Below are 17,182 nucleotides of genomic sequence, written 5' to 3'. Positions count from 1 at the left end.
TGGCGGCGGGGTGTACCACGCATACCGAGACGAGCGCACACGGCCATCGGGAGGTGTCGGCGGTTTCCCTGCAGACCGTGTCCCCGTCGCCGGCCCTCACCGCGCGGGCAACGGAAGATCTGCGCGCCCCCCCACAGATCGTGAGCAGCGACGGACTGCTCAGGACCAGGATCGTCGTCGAACGCAAGAAGGTGCGCCTGGCAGGCCGCGATCTGTGGGCCCTGACGTACAACGGGATGTACATGCCGCCCACGCTGCGTCTGCGGCCGGGGGACCGGATGGAGATCTCCTTCACCAACCAGCTCGACCATCAGACGAATCTGCACGTCCATGGCATGCACGTCTCACCCGTCGGCAATTCGGACAACGTCTTCCTCAAGATCGAGCCAGGGAAGACCTTCACCTACGAGTACACCTTCCCCAAGAGCCTGGAGCCGGGAACGTACTGGTACCACCCGCACCCGCACCCGCACACGCTCTCCGCCGCGCAGACCGCAGGCGGCATGGCCGGCCTGATCGTGGTCGACGGCCTCGACGAGTATCTGCCCGCGCCGCTCCACGGGATCACAGAACACGTCGTCGCGCTCAAGGACTTCCAACTCGTGGGCGACCAGATCAAGACCACGAATCTCAAGATCGGCGCACCCACGACACGCACCGTCAACGGGCAGCTCAACCCGCGGAGCCGGATCAGGCCCGGCGAGACCCAGCTGTGGCGCCTCGCGAACATCGGGGCCAACATCTTCTACAAAGTGACGCTGCCGGGCACCAAGTTCCACATCGTCGCCCGGGACGGTTACCCGGTGAACAAGGTCTACTCCGTCGACTCCTTGGTCATCCCGGCAGGCGCCCGCTACGACGTGCTCGTCCAGGGCCCGAAGGCCGGCGTGTCGGAACTGCGGACCCTGCCGTACAACACCGGCAAGGCCGGTAACCAGTTCCCCCGGGCGACGCTGGCCACGGTCCGGTCCGACGGCGCACCGATGCGACCCGCGGCCTTGCCCACAGCCTTCGCCCCGGTGGACGACCTGGCGAAGGAGGCCGTCGCGGGACGCAAGACGGTCACCTTCACGGAGAACAAGGCGGGCACGCTTTTCTACATCAACCACAAGCAGTTCGACCACAGCCGCATCGACTTCCGGGCCAAACTCAACACCGTCGAAGAGTGGACGATCAAGAACGACAGCGACGAGGTCCACTCGTTCCACATCCACACCAACGACTTCCAGGTGCTGAGCATCAACGGCAAGCCGCAGGTCAACTACGGCTTGCAGGACACCGTCGACGTCCCTCCACGCGGAAACATGGTCATTCGTATCCGGTTCCTCGACTATCCGGGCAAGACGGTCCTGCACTGCCACATCCTCAACCATGAGGACGCGGGGATGATGGCGGTACTCCAGATCGACAAGTAACCGCCGTCGCGGGGTGTTCGTGGAGGTCAGGGGAACATCGAGCGCGGGCCCAACAGCAGGGCGGCGAGCCGTAGATACGCCTTGTACGCGTCGGGCGTGAGCCAGGACAGTTCGACTGTGCTGCCCATGGTCAGGTGACCGTCGCGGGGCACGTTGACGACGCCGCGGCAGCGTGAGCTCAGGCCTCGGATGCTGCCGGAATCGAGGGTCCAGCCGGCCGCGGGGCGGCTGTGGTTGAGGACGACGACGGCCTCGCGGACCAGGTCCGGCAGGTCGAGGGCCACCAGCCGGTCCATGGCCTGCTGCGCCTGCGTCAGCCCGGCCGGATCCGCCCGCGAGACGATGACCACGCGGTCGGCCTCCCTGAGCACCCAGGGCATGAACTTGTCCGAGTCGACCAGCGTGAGTTCGAAGTACGCCTGGGTGGTGTGCGTCACCCGGCGGAAGTCGTGGTCGGTGAACTGGCCGACTCCCGAGGCGCGGGAGACGGAGTCGTTGGCCAGCACCTGGAGCCCTGAGCGGTGCGGCGACAGGAACAGCTGCAGATCCTCGAAATGCCGCACCTCGTGCAGCGACTCGGCCAGGTCGGACAGGCTGGCCAGCGTGTTGCGGAACACCCGGCCGCCGATGCGGACCTGGCTTCCGGTGTGCCGGTCGGCGTCGATGGCGAGTACCCGCTCCTGCCGCTGGTCGGCGAGTACGGCCCCCAGCACCATCGTCGTCGTGGTGCAGCCGACCCCGTCCTTGACGCCCACGAGCGCGATCCGCATGGGCTGGCTCAGGGGTGCCCGGATCGTGCGCATCCACTGCTCGCGGTCGCGCTCCTCGTCGTCGGCGGCATCCACTTCGGGCGTGCCGGAGCCCTCCGATTCGTCCTCGACGTCATCCCACTCCGCCCCGTCCGGCAGCAGCGCTCCGAACGCCTCCGCCACCTCACGGGCGGTCGGCCGCTCCTCGGGCTCGGGCTCGACACAGCGCAGCAGCAGCTCGGCGATCGTCTCGTCGAGTTCCGCGAGCTCCGGGCTCCTGCGCAGCGCCGCGTTCTCGTACCCGCGCCACGCCCGGCCCGTCGCGGCCTGCAGCAGGATCGAGCCGAGGGCGTACACGTCGCCCGCAGTGATCCGGGACTCACCCCAGAACGTCACCTCGGGCGCCCGATAGGGGGAGTGGGCCGACATGAACGGCGTCGACGCGGTCCACGCGCCGTCGATGCGCGCGGACATCCAGCCGATGAGGCGCAGCGTCGACTCGGTGACCAGCACGGTGCCCGGGGTCAGCGCTCCGTGCACGATTCCCTTGGCGTGGCAGCGGCTGAGCGCCCGAGCCAGATTCCAGCCCAGCCACGTGAACAGCGGGGTGCCGGGCAGCGCCCCGGCCGCGTCGAGCACGGCCCGCAGCGGGGGCGCCGGAAGACCGCTGACCAGTGTGTCCAGGCGCAGGGCCAGCCACGGAGTGGGGCCTTCCAGGTCGCTGCGGACCATGGCGGGCGCGTACACCCCGTCCATGCGGCGCAGCGCCTGCCGTTCGACGTCGAGCAGCTCCCGTGCCACGGGGGAGTCGAACACCCGCAGCAGCACCCGCTGCCCGGACTCGTCCTCCCCGATGTACGCGGTGGGTTGGCCGCTGGTGCCGTCGCGCTGCAGCAGCCGGTACGGACCCAGGGTGCGGGGGTCCCGAAACTGCCGCGGCAGCCACGAGGGGGCGTCCTCCAGGCCCGACGGCAGCCGCACCGGCTCGTACTCGGTGGGCCGCGGCGGCGCGGGGGCCATCGGTTTGGCGCCGAGATGGGTGAGGAGGCGGTCCTCCAGCCAGGCGAACGGCCGGGTTCCGGGCAGCAGTTCACCCGTACCGGACGGGTGGGCCAGCCAGGCGGGGAAGTCGGGCGAGCGGCCCACCAGGGTGCGCAGCCGCTCGGTGACGGCCCGGGTGGTGCGCAGCAGATCGATCGGGGACGCGGTGTCGAGCAGGATCTCCTGGGCGTCGCCGGCGAAGCCGAATCTGCGGTGCTGGGCCGGCAGCCGCTCGTCGGCCGGCTCCACCTGGCGCATCAGGCCGCCCAGGAACACTTCGGCCAGATGGGCGGTGTCGGCCCGCCACGGCACGGCGGCCTGGACCAGCCGCATCACGGGCACCGTGAGCGGGGACACGGCGGCGAGATGGGCGGCCAGCCGGTAGGCCTGCGGCGACGCGGCGTCCCGGAATCTGAGCACGGCGTCTCCCGCGCCGCCGCCCCGGGTGTCGGCACCGTGCCGGGGCCCCTTCGCCTGCAGCGGTGCCAGCAGCGGCAGTTCCGCGCTGCCGCCCGGCGAGGCCACCAGCCGCGCCCACGTGGCGACGGCCGGCGGATACGGTTCGAGTACGGGGACCGGGACGCCGGGGAACTCGTCGCCGAGCCCGGACGGCAGCAGCGGGTCGGCCACCTCCCAGGTGTCATTGGCCGCGCCGCGCCGCCGGGTCGTCACCAGCCAGGGCTCCGAGCGGATGCCCGACCCGTCCCACATGTGGGAGGGCAGCGCGTGCATGATCGCCGTCGGTCCCTGGTGCGCCCAGCGTTCCAGCGCCGCGTGCAGCCGCCCGTCCCGCCAGCAGGCGCCGACGCCGTCGCTGATCACCAGCACCAGCGTGCCGCCCGAGGGGTCGGCGACCGACGCGGGGGAGAGCAGTGGGGCGTGCGGGTCGAAGGGGCGGGAACGCAGCAGCGGGGCGCCCGCCGATCTGGTGTCCAGTCCGTGCACCCGGATGTCGCGGAAGGCGCCCAGGCGTTCGAGCAGGGCTCGCAGCTCCATCGCCAGCCGCCGCCACAGCAGCATGGAGATGCCGTCGTCGATGAGCAGCGTCAGATCGAGCCAGCGTTGCCGGGCCGGGCGTGTCACCACGTCGGGCAGTCCCGTCTCGGCCATCGCGGCCGCCGTGGCCTCCTCGTCGAACTCCCGCTTCAGCGGGCCGGGCTGGGGCTGCTTCAACAGGCGGAGGGAACGGCTGAGGCGCAGCTCGTCCGACCCGAGCGCCTTTTCCTCCGGCACCCGTACGGGCAGCGCGCCCTCGCCGGGTGCGTCGCGCAGGCCCGGTGCGGCGAGATCGGCGAACTCGGGCGCGCTCCGCGCGGCCGCCGCCGCGTGCAGCGCGCCCAGCAGCTGGGCTGGGGGCGGCGGCTGGGGCGGTGCGGCGGGTGGGCGGAAGTCGCGCTCCGTCGGGGCCGAGCCGTCCGCCGGACGCCCGGTGTCCGTGGCGCCCGCGCACGGCGGGAGCGCGGCATCCGCGGCCAGCGCGCTCGCGAGCGGTGCGTCGGCACCCGGCGGAAGCCGCGTCGCCAGCCACAGGGTGTCGAGCAGCTCATGGATGGACAGCTCGTGCCCGGCGAGCCGGCCGAGCCTGCTCAGCGGAGGGAGGACCGACGGCTCTTCCGGCACGCCGGTGCCCCCGCTGTCCTCGCCGTCGTCCGACACGTCACACCATCCCGCCCAGGCGGTGCAGTACGGCGTCCAGCAGCCCTTCGGCGTCCAGATCGACCCCGCCCTTGCGCAGGAACACGGCGTTGAGCAGTTGGTCCGTGGCGAGTTCGCCGGGCGCCCGGCGGTTGATGAAGGCGTGCAGCAGGTCCTCCACGTCGGACAGCGCGTCCTCGCCGAGATGCGCGGCGACGATGTCCCGCAGCCGGGCCTCGTCCGGGTCCGGCAGATCGAGCCGTACGCAGCGACGCATGAAGGCCGGCGGGAAGTCCCGTTCGCCGTTGCTGGTGATCACCACCACGGGGAACTCCCGGCACCGCACCACACCCCGCGTCACCGTGACCCGCTCGCCGCCCGAGCCATGGGTCAGCACCGGCACCTCGGACTGTGTCTCCGGCAGCCGGGACAGCTCCGGAATCTCGAACTCGCCCTCCTCGAACACGGTCAGCAGATCGTTCGGCAGATCGACATCGCCCTTGTCCAGCTCGTCCACGAGCAGCATCCGCGGGCGGTCGCGCGGCACCAGCGCGGTGCCCAGCGGGCCGAGCCTGACATAGGTGCCGATGTCGGGCTCGGTCTCCCCGCGCTCCTGACGCAGATGGGTCTCGCGCAGGCGGCCGATCGCGTCGTACCCGTACAGGGCGTCCTTGAGGACGGAACGGCTGTTGACGGGCCACTGCAGGACGGGGCCGAGGGACAGTTCGTGCGCGATGGCGTGCGCCAGCGAGGACTTGCCGGTGCCGGGGTGCCCGGTGACCAGCAGCGGACGGCGCAGATGGAGGGCGGCGCTGACGACGTCGGCCTCCGTGCGCCCGATCAGGTACGGGCGATGCCGCGCCCGGCTGCTGCCCGTACCGTCGCCGAACTGCCGCCAGGGCGGCGCGTCGGGGAACTCCACCTGCCGGGCTGTGCGGTCACCGCGGAACAGCCGCCACCCATCCGCCTGATGAGTCCGATGATCCTGATGAGTCATGCTGTCCGCTCCGTTCCTTCCGAGGGGTCGGCGAGCTGGAGTTCGTCCGGCAGCGGCAGCCCGAGGTCCTCCCACACCAGGGCGGGGCGCGCGGGTACCGCCCGGTCCGCGTAGGCGCGGACCCTGAAGTGCCGTACGCGCTCCGGGAGTCCGTCCACGGGACCGTGCGGGGCCAGGTCGTCGAGCGGGTGGCCGTCGTCCGGACCGGAGGCCGCCCGGTCCCACAGCACGACCGGCACCCCCATCACCAGGCACACCGGCAATAGCTCGCCGCGGTGCTCGGTGCTTCCCTGCACAAGGACGCGAGCGGTGTCCCGATGGGTTGTCTTGAGCAGCCCGATGAGTCCGGCTCTGCCGCCGATCCTGTGGTCGGCGAGGAGGGTGTCGCTCTGGTGACGGGTGTTCCAGCGCCGCTTGAGATCGGCGGGACCGGTACGTGAGCGTCGCCGGATCTTCGGGCAGCGCAGCACGAGGTGGAAGTCCTCGCCGAGCGGGGCGGAGATGTACTCGTCGGCACCCGCCCCGTCCCATTCGTCCAGCGCCAGCTCCAGGGCGTCCGGCGGCACCGACACGGCGACCAGCGCGACACCGTCCCCGGCGCCCTCCGCGCCGCCCGCCACCTCCCGGATCAGCCGGGCGATCTCGCGTCCGGTACGCGGCCGGTCGGACTCCGTCGCGGCACGCGCGGGCGTGCCGTCGGGGCGCAGCCGCCACACCGAGCAGCGGTAGTGGCCGACCGGGTCCTTGGCGTACCGGTCCAGCTCCACCAGCACCCGGACGGCGGCCGGCGCGGTCCGCCGGGACCAGCGGTCCGCGTCCCCGCGCCGCTCCCGCAACGCCGACGCGTGGATGCCGAGACGGGTGGCGACCCGGCCGCTCCACTCCCGCAGCGCCTGGCGGGCCAGGTCGCCGCTCGTCTCGGCCGCCACGTACTCGACGACGCGCAGCAGGGCCGGCAGACGGGGCGTCTCGTCGGGGACGGGTGACCCGTCCCCGTGCCAGTTCTCCAGTTCGCGTACGACCGCGGGCACGGCGGCGGGTGCGAGGCGGGCCGCCTGCAGCGAGCGCGGCAGGTCGACGTAGGGCAGCGCGGCGGTGGCCGCTCGCGACAGCAGGCCCGGATCGTGCTCGGTGAGGTGCTCCAACTTGCTCACCAGTGCCCGGTGTTCGGCCACCGACAGCAGACGGGCGGCCTCCGTGAGCCGGCCCAGGGCCAGCAGCCGGTCGAGTTCGGCCCGGCCGCGCGGGTCGTCCGCCACCTTGGGCGCGAGCGACTCGGCGAGCGTGGGCAGCGCCCGCTCCGTGCCGCCGAGCAGATGGGCCAGCTCCTCCACGGTCGGCGCGGATCCGTCGGCCGGAGCCCGCAGGGCGAGCTGGGCGGCGAGTACGGTCGCGTGGTCGGCACGCGCCCTTGGGTCGCCGAGCAGGCTGTGCAGCGGGCCGACCATCATGTCGCGCACCGACTCGGCCTCGGCGAGGGTGGCCGCGGACCGCTCCCGCGAGCCGTTCGCCCGCGCGGCCCCATCGGGCGCCGCCCCCACCTGGGCCAGCTCCCGAAGCACCGACTGCCAGCCGAGCCCCCAACTGCGCCGCACCGTGTGCTGAGCCGAGAGCGCACCGTCCGGAGCGGTGATCCGCCCCATGACCAGACCCACCGCCGCCCCATCGGCCACCGACCACAGGGGGCCGCCGCTGTAGCCCTCGTCGACCGCGGCGCCCGACAACTGCCCGTCGAGATAACAGATCCGGCCGTCGTACGCCCCCACCCGCGCGTCGGCGTACGAGAACGGCTGCCCGCCCCCGTACCAGGCCCGCACCTGCTGGCCGCGCTCCATCTCCAGCCAGCGCACCGGGCTCACGGGCGGCGGCGGATCCTCGTCCAGTTCCAGGACGGCCAGATCGCCGTCCCACTCCAGGGAGCCGTCGGCGACCGGGCCGTACTGCGATGACCGGGGCGGTATCCAGGCGACCAGCCGGGCCGGGAGTACGTCCGCGGCGGACAGCACCGGGAAGGACACGTCGAGCGTGATCTTCCCCGGGTTGTGCGGGCTGAGGCTGCGCAGTCCGAGTGCCGCGTTGATGACATGGGCGCAGGTCAGCAGCCTGCGGCCGAGGAGATAGACACCCGCGCCCGCGGTGCGCCCGCGATCCGCGGACAGGACACGCACCAGCGCACCCCGAGCGTCCTTGTCCGCCGGATCGTCCGCCGGACCGAACCAGGTCACGGCTCGGCCCGGCGGGGAAGCTGCCAGGTCGCCGAAATCGTCATGCTGGCCTGGCCGCCCACGCCCACGATGCCGAGCTTCAGGTCCTGCCCGATCTGGATGCCGAAGTCGACGGAGATCTCGTCCGGCGGATCGGGTATCCCGCGGATCGAGTCGTGCACCTGCTGCAGTACGGGCCCCAGCGGGCTCAGTACGCTGCGCAGTCCGTCCGTCGCCAGCGACGCGACCCGCGCGCCACGCCCGACCGGCACCACCCCGGAAATACCGCCCGGTAGATCGGCATCCGTGGCCGGCCCCACCGACTCCTGGCCCGCGGCAGCGAGTTCGAGCCGGACGTGGGCCCCGTCGTCGAGGGTGAACTCCATGTAGTCGTAGTGCGGCACAGAGGCATTGTGCCGATCAATGTCATCCAAAGGTAGGGAAGTTGACAAATCCGCACACGACATCCGCTGGACCGCGTCGGCGGACGTCGTTCACCCGAGCTTCGCGTTCTGTGCGGTGAGTACGGCCGCCGGGATTTTCGCGTCGCTGGACTTGGCGTCGGCCAGGGCCGTGCTGTCCTCCGCGTAGTAGACGGCGAGGACGTCGTCGCTGCGTACGACGGTGCTGCGAACCGTGTGAGTAACGCCGTTGTACGTTATCGCGGCCTTGTAAGCGAGAGATTCGTCGCCCGCCGTGCCGGCTTCTTCGGGCGTGACCGAGTCGTACGTGTCGGTGTTGCCGTTCGCCTTGGCGGTGAAGCCGAGGCTGCAGGAGTCCACCGCACGGGCGAGGAGGGTGTCCATGGCGGCCGTCGCCATGCCCTCGTCGTACGTGGCGAGCGTGATGTAGGTGGCTCCGCCGGTGGACTCCTCCGGCGAGACGACGTGGGTGAGGAAGGCCTTCGGCCTGCCGAGGGGCAGTTGGTTCAGCACGGATGCCAGCGGGTGGCAGGCAACCTTGTCGAGGGTGATCTCGTCCGTGGACTCGGCGAAGGCGAACTCGTCCTTCTCCAAGGAGAATTCCTTCACGGAGAACCCGTCGCCGAGGTCGGCCGCGGTGACCATCAGTTTCGCGAGGTGCTCGGTCGGGCTGAGTTCCTTCACCGGGGAATCGGTGGCCTTGGGATCGCCGGCCGCGCCGGTGTCCGAGTCGCCCCCTGCACAGCCGGTCAGGCCGGTGAGAACGGCGACGCAGAACGCGGAGGAAGCCAGGGCGGTTCGCTTCATGGGGTACGGGTTCCTCGGTTCTCGGGGGGAGACAGGGCAGACAAGCACGACAGCCGTACGACGGCCTGCGCCTTCGGAGCTCCTCGAGGCCCGCCTCAGTGCGCGATGGTGTCGATCAGTTCGCGGGCGCCCTGGCGCAGGAGGGCGATGGCGACGGACATGCCGAGGGTGTCCGGGGTGAGGTGGCCGGCCCACTCCTGGGCGTTGAGGCGGGTTTTGCCGTCCGGGGTGAACACACATGCGCGCAAGGACAGGTCGCCGTTGCGGTCGGCCTTCGCGAATCCGGCGATCGGGCTGTTGCAGTGGCCTTGGAGAACGTGCAGGAACATGCGCTCGGCGCTCGCCTCACGGTGGGTGTCGGGGTCGCCGAGGGCACTGACGGTGTCGATGAGGGTGGTGTCACCGGCACGACACTGGAGGGCGAGAATGCCCGCGCCGATCGGCGGCATCATCGTCTCGGGGTCGAGGACTTCGGTGATCGCGTCCCGGCGGCCGATGCGCTCCAGTCCGGAGGCGGCCAGCAGCAGCGCGTCCGCCTCGCCGGCGGCAAGCTTCTCCAGCCGCCGGTTGGCGTTGCCGCGGAACGGGACGCACCGCAGATGGGGGTGGGAGGCGGCCAGTTGGGCGACGCGCCGCACGGAAGAGGTCCCGATCCGGGTCCCGGGCGGCAGTTGGTCGAGGGTGAGCCCGTCGGGGCGGACGAGGGCGTCGCGGATGTCGTCGCGCTTGAGGAACGCGGCGAACACCGTGCCCGCCGGGAGCGGCCGGTCGGCGGGCACATCCTTGACGCAGTGCACCGCCAGGTCCGCCTCCCCGGCCAGCAGCGCCGCGTCGACCTCCTTGGTGAACGCACCCTTGCCCTCGACCTGGGCGAGGTCGCCCATCCACTTGTCGCCGGTCGTCTTCACGGGTACGACCTCGGTTCGCATCCGTGGGTGCAGCGCGACCAGTTCGGCGCGGACGCGCTCCACCTGGGCGAGCGCCATGGGCGAGTCGCGGGAGACGATACGGATCAGTTCAGGCGCGGACATCCCGCCACGATAGCCCCGCCCGAGGCCTGCCGTCCGCGCGAAGCGACACACCCCGGGCGCGAAGAGACGCTCCCCACGAGCGGAGCGACACTTCCCATGCCGCGAGGAGGCACTCCTCAGCCCACCCTCCGCCCGTTCTCCAGCTCCGCCGTCCCCGCGCCCTCGGCCAGCACATCGAGCGCGGTGAGCACCCGGCGGCCGAGCGCACCCGGCAAGTGCTCCGCCAACTCCTCCCGCGGCACCAGCCGCCACGACAGCAGCTCCTCCTCCTGCAACCGGATCGCCTTCAGCTCCTGCTCGCCGAGGACCCCGCCGTCGTACAGATAGGCCACCAGCGGGGGCCGCGCCGTACCGTGCACCCAGTCGACCGCGAGGAGCCGGCCCGGTTCGATGTCGAGGCCGATCTCCTCGGCGGTCTCCCGGCGGGCGCCCTGGCGCGGGGTCTCCCCGTCGTCCGACTCGACGGTGCCGCCCGGAAGGGCCCAGCCCTCACGGTAGTTCGGCTCGACCAGCAGGACGCGGCCATCGGTGTCACGGAACAGGGCGGCGGCACCGACGAGGACGCGAGGCAGGCCCGCGATGTACGTGGCGAAGTCTTGAGTGGTCATCGCTGAAGCGTAGCGAGCCTGCGCAGCCGCTCCTCGGACATGCTGCCCAGCTCGGCGACATGACAGATGGCAGATCGGGCTGAGCCGGTGAGCCGGTCCGGTCCGCTGTGCGACCGGCTGATGCCGCGGGCGACGGGCGTCACGCCCACGTGTTCAGGGTGTTGCGGGCGGCTCCGGTGGGTCCGCCGTCTCGGCCTGCACGAGCTGGACCGTCCGCGCGGCCAGCTCACTGATCCGCACCCTGTCGAAACCGAACACCGCACTCCGTACGGTGTCCTCCAACGGGTCCTTCCACTGTGCGGGAATGGCCGCCGCCCCGCACAGGACCCCCGCCACCGAGCCGGCGGTCGCGCCGTTCGAGTCGGTGTCCAGGCCGCCCCGGACGGTCAGCGTGATGGTGCGGGTGAAGTCACCGTCGCCGTACAGGAGCCCCGCGGTGAGGATCGCGGCGTTCGGGATCGTGTGGATCCAGCCGAGCCCCGCGGTCTCCTCGGAGACCGTCGTGAGCGTGTCCTCCCAGGTCATCCGGGTCTCGTGCAGCGTGAGCACCCGGCGTACGGTACGAGCGAGGCGGCAGCTCGGGGGGATCACCGTGAGCGCCGTGTCCAGCGCGTGCCGCACGCTGGGCGCGGTGAAGGCCGCCGAGATCAGTGCCGCCGCCCACATCGCGCCGTACACGCCGTTGCCCGTGTGCGACAGAACGGCGTCCCGGCGGGCCAGGGAGGCCGCGCGACGCGGCGCGCCCGGGCTGGTCCAGCCGTGGACATCGGCGCGGATCAGAGCGCCGATCCACTCCTGGTACGGATTGTCGTACGTCGCTGTCAGCGGCGGTTTCAGCCCATTGGCGAGGTTGCGGTACGCGGCCCGTTCAGCCGTGAACGTCTGCAGATAGGGCAGCCGCAGCAGCCACAGGTCACCGACCTGCTCGGTGCTGAAGCCGAAACCGTGCGTCTCCAGGAGGTCGAGACCGAGGATCGCGTAGTCCACGTCGTCGTCGCGGCAGCTGCCGTGGATACGGCCGCGTACGCACTGCCGCCACTCGGGCCGCAGCGCGAACTCGCCACTGTCGCCGTTGCCGTCGGCAGCGGGCTCGGGGAGGTAGTCGGTGAGGGGCAGGGCGGCGGCCTGCCGCAGATAGCGGTCGATGCGTTCCCGCGTCCAGTGGTCGCCCTGCTCGACCGGTTTGCCGAGCATGTTGCCCGCGATCCGGCCCAGCCAGCCCCCGAGGATGCGGTCCGCGAGCTCGGTGCCCATAGGGGTCATGGCTCCGGTTTACCCAATTTCGGGCGCCCACGCGCGGTGTTCCGCGGGCTGGGCGGGGGCATGACGTCAGGGGCGTCCTCCGGTTAAGGTCGCAGCGGCGCGACTGCCTTGACGTGTGCAAGGCCAGAAAGCAAGGGGAAAACAAGGTGTCGGACGCTGCTGTGAAGACGACGCTTGCGAGCACTGAGCGGGTGTTGATCGCCGCGGACAAGTTCAAGGGGTCGCTGACCGCCGTACAGGTTGCGGAGCGCGTGACGGCCGGGCTGCGCCGGGTCGCACCCGGCGTCCAGGTGGAGGCGCTGCCCGTGGCCGACGGCGGCGACGGGACAGTGGACGCGGCGGTCGCGGCCGGGTTCGAGCGCCGGGAGGTACGAGTCGCCGGGCCGCTCGGTGACGAGGTCACGGCAGCGTTCGCGTTGCGCGGCGACACGGCGGTCGTGGAGATGGCGGAGGCGAGCGGACTGCAACGGCTGCCCGCCGGGGTCTTCGCGCCGCTCACCTCGTCCACCTACGGATCAGGAGAGCTGCTCCGGGCCGCGCTGGACGCCGGGGTTCGCACGATCGTGTTCGGAGTGGGCGGCAGCGCGACGACGGACGGTGGAGCAGGGATGCTGTCCGCGCTCGGGGCGCGGTTCCTGGACGCGGAGGGGGAGCCGGTGGCTCCCGGCGGCGCCGCGCTCGGCGAGCTGGCGAGCGCCGACCTGTCGGGCCTGGACACACGGCTCGCCTCGGTCGATTTCGTCCTCGCGAGCGACGTGGACAATCCGCTGACCGGGCCGAAGGGCGCGTCCGCCGTATACGGCCCGCAGAAGGGGGCGAGCCCCGACGACGTGGAGATCCTGGACGCGGCGCTCGCCCACTACGCCACGGTCCTGAAGAGCGCGATCGGGGCCAGGGCCGCGGAGTACGCCCAGGCGGCGGGGGCGGGGGCCGCGGGCGGGATCGGGTACGGGGCGCTGGTCCTGGGCGCCCGTTTCCGACCCGGTATCGAGGTCATGCTCGATGTGCTGGGCTTCGCGCCCGCCCTCGACCGTGCGACGCTCGTGATCACCGGTGAGGGGTCTCTCGACGAGCAGACCCTGCACGGGAAGGCTCCCGCCGGCGTCGCGGCGGCCGCCCGTGCGGCGGGTAAGGAGGTGGTCGCGGTGTGCGGCCGTCTGGGCCTGCACCCGGAGGCGCTCGGCAAGGCCGGCATTCGGCGTGCGTACCCGCTCACAGAGGTCGAGCCCGACATCGCGCGGTGCATCTCCGATGCGGGGCCGATTCTGGAGAGGGTGGCGGAGAACATCGGACGGGACTTCCTGGGCTGAGCGGGCGAATTCCGCCCCCGGACCCCCACCATGTGGTTCTTTTGCTGCGGGAGGGTGGGGGCTGGGCGCGCCCACGCGGCGGAGCCGCACCATGTCACAGCCCCGCGCCCCTAGGTATCTCAGCCCGTCCGGCGATTGAGGACGAGGCCGTTCAGGCCGAACGGGGGTCTGGGGGCGGAGCCCCCAGGAACGGATGGGACGGGTAGGGGCGGCGGGGGCGAAAAACTACCCGGCCCGGGAACGCCGCAGGGCCCCGAACCACCCGGTTCAGGGCCCCGCCACGTACTGCCGAACGAACCGCTACGGCAACTGCGCCGCCCGCGCCTCACGCCGGTTGTCGCGGAAGTTGTTCACCCTCCGAGCCGTGGCGAAGAGGGGAATCACCGCACCGAGTACGAGCTGTAGCGCACAGCCCGTCTGGAGGAGCAGCTGGCCCCCCGGCGCGTCGAACGCCCAGGCCGCCAGCAGCCCCATGCTGAGGACGATCCAGGAGAGCATCGCCACCGCGAGACGCCCCCGCGGCTTCGGATACTCGACCCGGCTCACCATGAGCCACGCCGTGCCGAGGATCGCCATCAGCGTGGCGACGAAGGGCAGCTCGAGGAGGACGATGGAGACCACCGTGAGCGCCCCGAAGGGTGAGGGCATGCCCTGGAACGTGCCGTCCTTCACCGTGACGCAGGAGAAGCGCGCAAGGCGAAGCACGACCGCCAGCAGGACCACGATGGCTCCCACCGCCGCCACCCGCTGATGTGCGTCGTCCGCGACCATGCCGTAGACGAGGACGAAGTACGCCGGAGCCAGACCGAAGCTGATCAGGTCGGAGAGGTTGTCCAGCTCCGCGCCCATGGGGGAGGAGCGGAGCTTCCTCGCCACCAGGCCGTCGAAGAGGTCGAAGACCGCCGCGCACAGCATGAGGATGACGGCCGTGGCCGCGCTGTGGCGGGCCATGCCGGACTCCTGGCTGCCCGTGAGATGCGGGATCAGGATGCCGGTGGTGGTGAAGTACACCGCCATGAAGCCGCACGTGGCGTTGCCGAGCGTGAGGGTGTCCGCTATTGAGAGGCGGAGCGAGAGAGGCATCTCCTCCTCGTCGTCCACCTCGTCGGCCTCCGGCACCCAGCCGGTGCCGGTCTGCGTCTCGGGATCAATCACGGTCAATTCGAGTCACCCCAGCCACGGTCTTCTGACCGACCTCCACATCGACGTCGACACCCTCGGGGAGGTAGATGTCGACGCGCGAGCCGAAGCGGATCAGGCCGATCCGGTCGCCCTGCTCGACCTTGGTGCCCTGGGGGATGTACGGCACGATACGGCGAGCGACGGCGCCGGCGATCTGGATCATCTCGATGTCACCGAGCTCGGTGTCGAAGTGCCAGACGACGCGTTCGTTGTTCTCGCTCTCCTTGTTGAACGCCGGAACGAACCCACCGGGGATGTGCTCGACCGATGCCACCGTGCCGGAGAGCGGCGCACGGTTGACGTGGACGTTGAGCGGGCTCATGAAGATCGCGACGCGGGTGCGTCCGTCCTTCCAGGGCATGATGCTCTGCACCACACCGTCGGCGGGCGAGATGACCCGGCCCTGGGTGATCTCGCGCTCGGGGTCGCGGAAGAACCACAGCATGCCCGCCGCGAGCGCGGTGGCGGGTACGGCCACGGCCTTGGCGGCGCCGGAGCGGCGCGCGCGGGCCAGGCTGAGTGCTGCGGTGGCAACGGTCGGGAGAAGCCACGGCGATGCTCCGCGCGCGAGGCGGACCCGGCCGCGAGGTGCAGAGGTTTGGCTGTGGGGCATGGATGACCTTCGTAGCGGATGATGCCGCGCTGTAACGGGGGACGGCGGCTTTCCCGGGATGGTACCGGTCAGGGGCCGCAACTGGGCAAGCCAGGAAGCCGAGTCGGCGGCCGAAGAGAGCCTACGGGGTGTGATCTTCTTCTCGGAGAAAACACCCCGAACCGGAACATCTAACCCTGGAGTCGGTACTCTTCGAGCAGTCGGCGCCCGATGATCATTTTCTGGATTTCGGCGGTCCCTTCACCGATCAGCAGCATCGGCGCCTCGCGGTAGAGGCGCTCGATCTCGTACTCCTTGGAGAAGCCGTAGCCGCCGTGGATCCGAAAAGCGTCCTCGACCACTTCCTTGCAGTATTCGGAGGCGAGGTACTTCGCCATCCCTGCCTCGAGGTCGTTTCGTTCCCCGGAGTCCTTTTTGCGTGCCGCGTTCACCATCATGGCATGGGCGGCTTCGACTTTGGTGGCCATCTCCGCGAGCTTGAACTGGATGGCCTGGTGCTGGGCGATCGGCTTGCCGAAAGTGTGACGCTGCTGTGCATAGGAGACGCCCAGCTCGAAGGCGCGCTGAGCCACACCGCAGCCACGGGCCGCCACGTTCACGCGGCCGACCTCCACTCCGTCCATCATTTGGTAAAACCCTCGGCCGGTCGTGCCGCCGAGTACCCGATTGGCCGGAACGCGCAGTCCGTCCATGATGAGCTCGGTGGTGTCGACACCCTTGTAGCCCATCTTGTCGATCTTCCCGGGGATGGTGAGGCCGGGACGGACCTCGCCGAAGCCGGGCTCCTTCTCGACCAGGAAGGTCGTCATCGACTTGTGGGGCTTGGCGGCTGCCTCCTCGGGGGAGTGTCCTTCGTCACTCCGTACGAGCACGGCCACCAGGGTCGACGTGCCGCCGTTCGTCAGCCACATCTTCTGGCCGTTCAGGACGTACTCGTCGCCGTCCTTGACCGCCTTCGACGTGATCGCGGACACATCCGAGCCAAGGCCCGGCTCCGACATCGAGAACGCGCCCCGCACCTCGCCCAGCGCCATCCGGGGCAGGAAGTGGTCCTTCTGCTCCTGCGTGCCGTGCTGCTTGAGCATGTACGCCACGATGAAGTGCGTGTTGATGATCCCGGAGACGGACATCCAGCCGCGGGCGATCTCCTCCACACACAGCGCGTACGTCAGGAGGGACTCGCCCAGGCCCCCGTACTCCTCGGGGATCATCAGGCCGAAGAGGCCCAACTCCTTGAGGCCGTCGACGATCTGCTGAGGGTATTCGTCGCGGTGCTCCAGCTCGGTGGCGACCGGGATGATCTCCTTGTCCACGAAGTCGCGGACGGTGGAGAGGATCTCCTGCTGGACGTCGGTGAGACCGGCGGTCTGGGCGAGTCGCGCCATGGCTACTTCTCCTGCTCCTTGAGCTGGGGGCGGCCGGGCTGCTCGCCGCCGCGCTCCTTGATGTACGTCTCGGTGGGGACCATCACCTTGCGGCGGAACACACAGACCAGCGTGCCGTCCTGCTTGTACCCCTTGGTCTCGACATAGACGATTCCACGGTCGTTCTTCGACTTCGAGGGCGTCTTGTCGAGGACCGTCGTCTCGCCGTAGATCGTGTCGCCGTGGAAGGTCGGCGCGACGTGCTTCAGCGACTCGATCTCCAGGTTGGCGATCGCCTTGCCCGATACGTCCGGGACCGACATGCCGAGCAGGAGCGAGTAGATGTAGTTCCCGACCACGACGTTCTTGCCGAAGTCCGTCGTGTTCTCGGCGTAGTTGGCGTCCATGTGGAGCGGGTGGTGGTTCATCGTCAGGAGACAGAAGAGGTGGTCGTCGTACTCCGTGACCGTTTTTCCGGGCCAGTGCTTGTAGACCGCGCCGACCTCGAACTCCTCGTACGTGCGTCCGAACTGCATGCGGC

Annotated in this window: 15 protein-coding genes; 2 read left to right on the top strand and 13 right to left on the bottom strand. The window is 70.6% G+C overall.

The window, feature by feature from the left end; all coding sequences use genetic code 11:
• Nucleotides 1–77: 77 nt before the first annotated feature.
• Nucleotides 78–1,415, top strand: coding sequence for a multicopper oxidase family protein (locus AB0D57_RS20500; protein WP_362074448.1), 1,338 nt, complete (start codon nucleotides 78–80; stop codon nucleotides 1,413–1,415).
• Nucleotides 1,416–1,441: 26 nt separating this feature from the next.
• Here AB0D57_RS20500 and AB0D57_RS20495 read toward each other — a convergent pair whose 3' ends face one another.
• From AB0D57_RS20495 to AB0D57_RS20455, 9 genes are all read right to left on the bottom strand, one after another.
• Entirely contained in the window at nucleotides 1,442–4,861 is a 3,420-nt protein-coding gene (locus AB0D57_RS20495) for an SAV_2336 N-terminal domain-related protein (RefSeq protein ID WP_362074445.1), read from the bottom strand.
• A gap of 1 nt (nucleotide 4,862) precedes the next feature.
• Nucleotides 4,863–5,837, bottom strand: coding sequence for an AAA family ATPase (locus tag AB0D57_RS20490; protein WP_362074442.1), 975 nt, complete (start codon nucleotides 5,835–5,837; stop codon nucleotides 4,863–4,865).
• Entirely contained in the window at nucleotides 5,834–8,062 is a 2,229-nt protein-coding gene (locus tag AB0D57_RS20485; RefSeq protein ID WP_362074439.1) for a trypsin-like peptidase domain-containing protein, read from the bottom strand. The genes AB0D57_RS20490 and AB0D57_RS20485 overlap by 4 nt, the downstream gene beginning before the upstream one ends.
• On the bottom strand, nucleotides 8,059–8,445 hold the full coding sequence (locus AB0D57_RS20480) for a CU044_2847 family protein (protein WP_362074436.1): 387 nt from the start codon (nucleotides 8,443–8,445) through the stop codon (nucleotides 8,059–8,061). The genes AB0D57_RS20485 and AB0D57_RS20480 overlap by 4 nt, the downstream gene beginning before the upstream one ends.
• Nucleotides 8,446–8,535: 90 nt before the next feature.
• Entirely contained in the window at nucleotides 8,536–9,270 is a 735-nt protein-coding gene (locus AB0D57_RS20475) for a hypothetical protein (RefSeq protein WP_362074433.1), read from the bottom strand.
• A gap of 95 nt (nucleotides 9,271–9,365) precedes the next feature.
• A complete protein-coding gene (gene hemC / locus AB0D57_RS20470; RefSeq protein ID WP_362074430.1) occupies nucleotides 9,366–10,301 on the bottom strand; it encodes a hydroxymethylbilane synthase in 936 nt (311 codons plus the stop codon).
• Nucleotides 10,302–10,417: 116 nt separating this feature from the next.
• The gene (locus AB0D57_RS20465) at nucleotides 10,418–10,909 is read right to left on the bottom strand and encodes an NUDIX hydrolase (RefSeq protein WP_362074427.1); all 492 of its coding nucleotides are present in this window, start codon (nucleotides 10,907–10,909) and stop codon (nucleotides 10,418–10,420) included.
• The gene (locus AB0D57_RS20460) at nucleotides 10,906–11,058 is read right to left on the bottom strand and encodes a hypothetical protein (RefSeq protein ID WP_362074424.1); all 153 of its coding nucleotides are present in this window, start codon (nucleotides 11,056–11,058) and stop codon (nucleotides 10,906–10,908) included. The genes AB0D57_RS20465 and AB0D57_RS20460 overlap by 4 nt, the downstream gene beginning before the upstream one ends.
• 4 nt (nucleotides 11,059–11,062) lie before the next feature.
• The gene (locus AB0D57_RS20455; RefSeq protein ID WP_362074421.1) at nucleotides 11,063–12,172 is read right to left on the bottom strand and encodes an ADP-ribosylglycohydrolase family protein; all 1,110 of its coding nucleotides are present in this window, start codon (nucleotides 12,170–12,172) and stop codon (nucleotides 11,063–11,065) included.
• A 191-nt stretch (nucleotides 12,173–12,363) separates the two neighbouring features.
• On the opposite strand from AB0D57_RS20455, the gene AB0D57_RS20450 reads away from it, so the two are divergent.
• Entirely contained in the window at nucleotides 12,364–13,482 is a 1,119-nt protein-coding gene (locus tag AB0D57_RS20450) for a glycerate kinase (protein WP_362074567.1), read from the top strand.
• Nucleotides 13,483–13,782: 300 nt separating this feature from the next.
• Here the strand turns inward: AB0D57_RS20450 and pssA are convergent, their stop codons facing one another.
• The 4 genes from pssA to AB0D57_RS20430 form a co-directional block, all read right to left on the bottom strand.
• Nucleotides 13,783–14,601: a CDP-diacylglycerol--serine O-phosphatidyltransferase gene (pssA, locus tag AB0D57_RS20445; RefSeq protein WP_362074564.1), complete on the bottom strand. Its 819-nt coding sequence runs from the start codon at nucleotides 14,599–14,601 to the stop codon at nucleotides 13,783–13,785.
• Between the two features lie 28 nt (nucleotides 14,602–14,629).
• Entirely contained in the window at nucleotides 14,630–15,277 is a 648-nt protein-coding gene (locus AB0D57_RS20440; protein ID WP_362074418.1) for a phosphatidylserine decarboxylase, read from the bottom strand.
• Nucleotides 15,278–15,447: 170 nt separating this feature from the next.
• A complete protein-coding gene (locus tag AB0D57_RS20435; RefSeq protein ID WP_362074415.1) occupies nucleotides 15,448–16,662 on the bottom strand; it encodes an acyl-CoA dehydrogenase family protein in 1,215 nt (404 codons plus the stop codon).
• 2 nt (nucleotides 16,663–16,664) lie between these two features.
• Entirely contained in the window at nucleotides 16,665–17,177 is a 513-nt protein-coding gene (locus tag AB0D57_RS20430) for a MaoC family dehydratase (RefSeq protein ID WP_019071295.1), read from the bottom strand.
• Nucleotides 17,178–17,182 lie beyond the last annotated feature (5 nt).

This window comes from Streptomyces sp. NPDC048275 (assembly GCF_040652275.1).
Lineage (GTDB): Bacteria > Actinomycetota > Actinomycetes > Streptomycetales > Streptomycetaceae > Streptomyces.
This window is presented reverse-complemented; position numbering and strand designations above follow the sequence as displayed.